At 71.1% G+C, this 4,854-nt stretch carries 6 protein-coding genes; all 6 read left to right on the plus strand.

What is annotated here, in order from left to right:
• Nucleotides 1-269 precede the first annotated feature (269 nt).
• The 6 genes from ACFXA3_RS35410 to ACFXA3_RS35435 all read left to right on the plus strand — a co-directional run bounded on the left by ACFXA3_RS35410 (nt 270) and on the right by ACFXA3_RS35435 (nt 4,791).
• Nucleotides 270-923 carry an HAD family hydrolase gene (locus ACFXA3_RS35410; RefSeq protein WP_385193973.1) on the plus strand — a complete coding sequence of 218 codons (654 nt, stop codon included), beginning with the start codon at nt 270-272 and terminating at the stop codon, nt 921-923.
• Nucleotides 924-966: 43 nt separating this feature from the next.
• A complete protein-coding gene (locus ACFXA3_RS35415; RefSeq protein WP_385193975.1) occupies nt 967-2,205 on the plus strand; it encodes an MFS transporter in 1,239 nt (412 codons plus the stop codon).
• Nucleotides 2,177-3,325: an acetoin utilization protein AcuC gene (locus ACFXA3_RS35420; RefSeq protein ID WP_385193979.1), complete on the plus strand. Its 1,149-nt coding sequence runs from the start codon at nt 2,177-2,179 to the stop codon at nt 3,323-3,325. Before ACFXA3_RS35415 ends, ACFXA3_RS35420 begins: the two co-directional genes overlap by 29 nt.
• A 91-nt stretch (nt 3,326-3,416) precedes the next feature.
• Nucleotides 3,417-4,247 (plus strand): phosphatase, encoded by an 831-nt coding sequence (locus ACFXA3_RS35425; RefSeq protein WP_385193977.1) that lies wholly within the window; start codon nt 3,417-3,419, stop codon nt 4,245-4,247.
• A 114-nt stretch (nt 4,248-4,361) separates the two neighbouring features.
• Nucleotides 4,362-4,571, plus strand: coding sequence for a helix-turn-helix domain-containing protein (locus tag ACFXA3_RS35430; protein ID WP_159044166.1), 210 nt, complete (start codon nt 4,362-4,364; stop codon nt 4,569-4,571).
• A 121-nt stretch (nt 4,572-4,692) separates the two neighbouring features.
• Nucleotides 4,693-4,791, plus strand: a complete 99-nt coding sequence (locus ACFXA3_RS35435; protein WP_003948845.1) for a 30S ribosomal protein bS22 — start codon at nt 4,693-4,695, stop codon at nt 4,789-4,791.
• Nucleotides 4,792-4,854: the final 63 nt, after the last annotated feature.

The following is a 4,854-nucleotide window of genomic DNA, read 5'->3' on the forward strand; positions in this document are numbered from 1 at the left end:
TTTCAGCGCCGATGGTACTGCAGGGGGGACCCTGTGGGAGAGTAGGACGCCGCCGAACAATCATTGTGGGAAAGCCCCGCACCAGCCCTTATGGGGTTCGGTGCGGGGCTTTTCTGCGTTTACGGGACCTTGCACCCGAAGGCGCGGCCCGGCTTCACCAATCGGCCGGATAGCTCTTCAAGCTGCTCGTGTCGAGCGTCCAGCGGCCTCCTGAGGGGTGCCCCGCCGGCGTATCCAGGTGGGTAGGGCAGTGCCCTTAGGTTGGGGGTATGGGCTATGACCTCGTCATCTTCGACAACGACGGCGTGCTGGTGGACAGTGAGCCGGTCGCCAATACGATCCTCGCCGGGTACCTCACCGAGCTGGGGCATCCCACGTCGTACCAGGACTCGCTGCGCGACTACATGGGCGCCGCCGTGCACCGGGTGCACGATCTCGTCCTCGAGCGGACCGGCGAGCGGCTTCCCGCCGAGTTCGATTCCGTGCTGCACGCGCGGACCTTCGCGGCGTTCGAGCGGGAGCTGGTTCCCGTCGCCGGCGTCGTCGACGTCCTCGGCGCGCTCACCGCGCACGGGGTGCCGTACTGCCTGGCCTCCTCCGGGAGCCACGAGCGGATCCGGGTCGGACACCGGGCGGCCGGACTCGGCGGGTGGTTCGAGGAGGAGTGGATCTTCAGTTCCCAGGACGTGGGGAAGGGGAAGCCCGCCCCCGACCTGTTCCTGCACGCGGCCCGGAGCATGGGCGTCGATCCCTCGCGGTGCGTGGTGATCGAGGACAGCCCGCTCGGGGTGCGGGCCGCCGTCGCCGCCGGGATGGACGTGTACGGGTTCACCGGGATGACGCCCGCCGAACGGCTGGCCGGGGCCACCGGGTTCTTCGGGGACATGAAGGAGCTGGCGGGGCTTCTGGAACTCCCCGTGTGATCTCTCTACCCACGGGTAGCCCACGGGCCTACGCTGTGCCGCCATGACAGAAGACGTACGGCTGCGCCGGGGCCGGGGCTCCCTGGGGTTCAGCTTCTTCGTGCAGGGCGTGACCTTCGCCCTGCTCGTGACGCGGATCCCCGCCATCCAGGACCGGTACGGGATATCCGACGGGCTGCTGCCCGCCTTCCTCGCCGCCGTGCCGATCCTCGCCGGGGTGTCCAGCGTCGCCACCGAGCACCTGGTGAAGCGGGTCCCGCCCCGTACCGTGCTGCGGTGGGCGCAGCCGCTGGTGCTGCTCGCCCTGCTGGGCGTCGGGGCCGGTGACCGGATGTGGCACGCGGCGCTGGCGCTGGGGGCGTTCGGGCTGTCCGTCGGCGCGCTCGACGCGTCGATGAACATGCTCGGGGTCAGCCTCCAGCGGGCGTACGGGCGGAGCATCATGCTCGGCTTCCACGCCGCGTACAGCCTGGGCGGGATCGTCGGGGCGTCCGCGGCGTGGGCCGGGGCGCACTGGCACCTGTCGCTGTTCGCCTCGTACCTGCCGGCGGTGGTGGTGCTGCTGCCGCTCGCGTTCCACGGGAGCCGGTTCTACGTCGGCGGGCGGGGCGGCGAGGACCAGGGCGAGGACCGGGGTGCGGAGAAGGGGCTGGGGGCCGGCGGGTTCGGGCTGCTGCTGCCGCTGTGCCTGGTGATGGCGTGTGCGTACATCGGGGACTCGACGGTGTCGAACTGGAGCGCCAAGTACCTCCAGGACGTGCTGGGGAGCTCGGAGCAGCTGGCGACGGTCCCGTACAACGTGTACATGGTGACCACGCTGATCGGGCGGGCCGTCGGGGACCTGGGGGTGCGGCGTTTCGGGGCGGTGGCCGTCGTACGGATGGGGACGCTGGTCGCGGCCGGCGGGTTCGCGGTGGTCGCGGCGGCCCCCGGGGCGTGGACGGGGATGCTCGGATTCACGCTGCTGGGGGTCGGGCTGTGCGTGATCGTGCCGCAGACGTTCGCGGCGGCGGGGCGTTTGTTCCCCGGATCTTCCGATACGGCCATCGCGCGGCTGAACATCTTCAACTACGTGGGCTTCCTGGTCGGATCGCCGCTCGTCGGCGGGATCGGGGACGCCTGGAGCTACCGGGGCGCGATGCTCGTGCCGATGGCGCTGGTGCTGGTGACGCTCTTCCACGCCCGTTCGTTCGGGGCGGAGGGCGCCCGATACGGTGTCGGGCATGAGCGGCGAGCCGGTGACCGGGCTGTTGATGTGGGACGAGGCGGTAACGAGGTATGACTTCGGACCGAGCCATCCGATGGACCCGGTGCGCCTGGCGCTGACCATGGGGCTGGTGCGTGCCTTCGGGCTGGACCGGGAGATGGAGGTACGGGCGGCCCGCGCGGCCGGTGACTCGACGCTGCGGCTGGTCCACCGGGAGGACTACGTGGCCGCGGTGCGCGAGGTGTCCGCGGACCCGGGGGTGGCCGACGGGTCGTACGGGCTGGGGACGATGGACGATCCGGCGTTCCACGGGATGCACGAGGCCTCGGCGCTGATCGCGGGGCAGTCGGTGGCGGCCGCGGAGGCGGTGTGGCGCGGGGAGGCCGAGCACGCGGTGAACTTCGCGGGCGGGCTGCACCATGCGATGCCGGGCGGGGCGGCCGGGTTCTGCGTGTACAACGACGCGGCGCTGGCGATCGCGCGGCTGCTGGAGCTGGGGGCCGAGCGGGTCGCGTACGTGGATGTGGACGTGCACCACGGGGACGGGGTCCAGGCGGCGTTCTGGGACGATCCGCGGGTGCTGACGATCTCGCTGCACGAGCATCCGCGGACGCTGTTCCCGCAGACGGGCTGGCCGGAGGAGACGGGCGGGCCGGCCGCGGAGGGTTCGGCGGTGAACGTGGCGCTGCCGGCCGGGACCGCGGACGACGGCTGGCTGCGGGCGTTCCACGCGACGGTGCCGGAGCTGCTGGCGGACTTCCGGCCGCAGGTGCTGGTGACGCAGCACGGGGCGGACACGCACGTCGAGGACCCCCTCGCCCACCTGGCGGTGTCGCTGGACGCGCAGCGGGCGGTGCAGGAGGCCTGTCACCGGCTGGCGCACGAGTACGCGGGCGGCAGGTGGCTGGCGCTGGGCGGCGGCGGGTACGCGGTCGTGGACGTCGTACCGCGGTCGTGGACGCATCTGGTGGGGATCGCGGCGCACCGTCCGGTCGATCCGCAGTCGCCGGTGCCGGACGCGTGGCGGGACGAGGTGTACGCGCGGACGCGGCAGCCGGCGCCGGCGCGGATGACCGACGGGCGGGCGGTCGCGTGGCGGGACTGGGAGGCGGGTTACGACCCGGCGGACCGGATCGATCAGGCCGTTCTGGCGACCCGGCGGGCGGTGTTCCCGTTGCGTGGTCTGCTCACGTAAGGCCTGGGTGCGGTGAAGCATCGTTACGCCAACTGTGGGTCCGTGCGGCGGAATTGATGCTCCGGCAGGTCGGGTGCGGCAGCATCGGAGGGTGTTGAGCACCGGCGCGTTGCGTGCGCATCTGCTGGCCGCCCGGTTGGCCGGGCCCGTTGCCACTTCGCGGGAGGAGAGCCTGCGCAGCTACCGGTTGTTCGCGGCGCGGGATCCGCGGGTGCTGCTGGGGCTGGATCCGGAGTGGGGCTGGGGCGAGGGTGACCTGCTGGGGCTGATGGCGGCCAAGTGCGGGGTCTCGGCGGATCCGGCGCACGTCAGCGGGCCGGACGTGATCGATCCGGAGCTGACGCTGGCGGGTCTGGAGGCGTTCGCGGAGCGGCTGCGGGAGGCGGCCGGGGCGCGGTCGCCCGTGTTGTTCGGGACGGGGCATCCGCACCGTCTCCTGGGGTTCTACGCCAGTTTGGCGCGGGCCTTGTCGGCGGCGGGATGTGTTGTGCTCACCCCGGCGCAGGGGGCCGGTGTCGACATGGCGACCCGGTTCGGCGTACGCAGGCACAGCATCGATTACGTACGGGGAGTCGCGTTGGTGCGGGAACCCGGCGCGCGGCCACCCGGGAGTGCCACCGGCGCGCACACCCATTCACCCCTGCCGGTTCGGATCGCGCTCGGGGCGCTCGCGGAGGCCGGCGGGCCGTTGCCGGGGCTGGTGGTGGGGGATCACGGATGGGTCTGCGGTGCAGGTCAGCTCGGTGTGGAGGCGATCGGGCTGGCGGATACGGATGACCCGGCGCTGTTCGTCGGCGAGGCGGAGGGGCGCGTGGCGGTGGCCGTTCCGCTTGATGACGCGGTGCACGCGGACTACTACAGACCGCTCATTAGGTATGTACTCGATCGGGCGAGTCTGCCGGGTGCGCAGGAGTGGCCGTAGCTCCTCTTCCCCACTCGTATCACACGCCCCTACTCTGGGGAGTGAGCGTGCGACGACGAGGAGTAACCGGAGGGGAAGCCGGTGCCCGTCATGCGCGGAAGGTCAAGGTGTGTCATGGCTGCTGGCGAGAGGCCTCTTATCGAGGTTGCGTTCCTGACCGTGGCGGAGGTCGCCTCGGTGATGCGAGTGTCGAAGATGACCGTGTACCGCCTGGTGCACAACGGCCATCTGCCCGCAATCCGGGTGGGCCGGTCCTTCCGGGTCCCCGAGAACGCGGTTCACGAGTACCTCCGAGACTCCTATGTGGGGGTGGAGACGGCCTGAGATTGACCCGCGGTGTCCCTCGGATTACAAGCTCGGAGCTCGGGCGGGTAGGCTAGGCCGACGTAGGTCGTGTGGGCCCAGACGCCCCGCACCAGTGAAGAAGAAGTGAGCGAGGGTAGTCGTGGGCTCTGTTATCAAGAAGCGGCGCAAGCGGATGGCCAAGAAGAAGCACCGCAAGCTGCTCAAGCGCACCCGCGTCCAGCGCCGTAACAAGAAGTAAACGGCAGCTGTACGTGTTCTCCGCAGCCCCTCCACCATCCTGGTGGAGGGGGGGGGGTGTATC

The organism is Streptomyces sp. NPDC059456 (assembly GCF_042750055.1).
Lineage (GTDB): Bacteria > Actinomycetota > Actinomycetes > Streptomycetales > Streptomycetaceae > Streptomyces.

What these genes read in the sequence shown, in the direction of transcription:
- ACFXA3_RS35410 (WP_385193973.1), top strand. Translation starts at nt 270, where the DNA reads ATGGGCTATGACCTCGTCATCTTCGACAACGACGGCGTGCTGGTGGAC.
- ACFXA3_RS35415 (WP_385193975.1), top strand. Translation starts at nt 967, where the DNA reads ATGACAGAAGACGTACGGCTGCGCCGGGGCCGGGGCTCCCTGGGGTTC.
- ACFXA3_RS35420 (WP_385193979.1), top strand. Translation starts at nt 2,177, where the DNA reads ATGTGGGACGAGGCGGTAACGAGGTATGACTTCGGACCGAGCCATCCG.
- ACFXA3_RS35430 (WP_159044166.1), top strand. Translation starts at nt 4,362, where the DNA reads ATGGCTGCTGGCGAGAGGCCTCTTATCGAGGTTGCGTTCCTGACCGTG.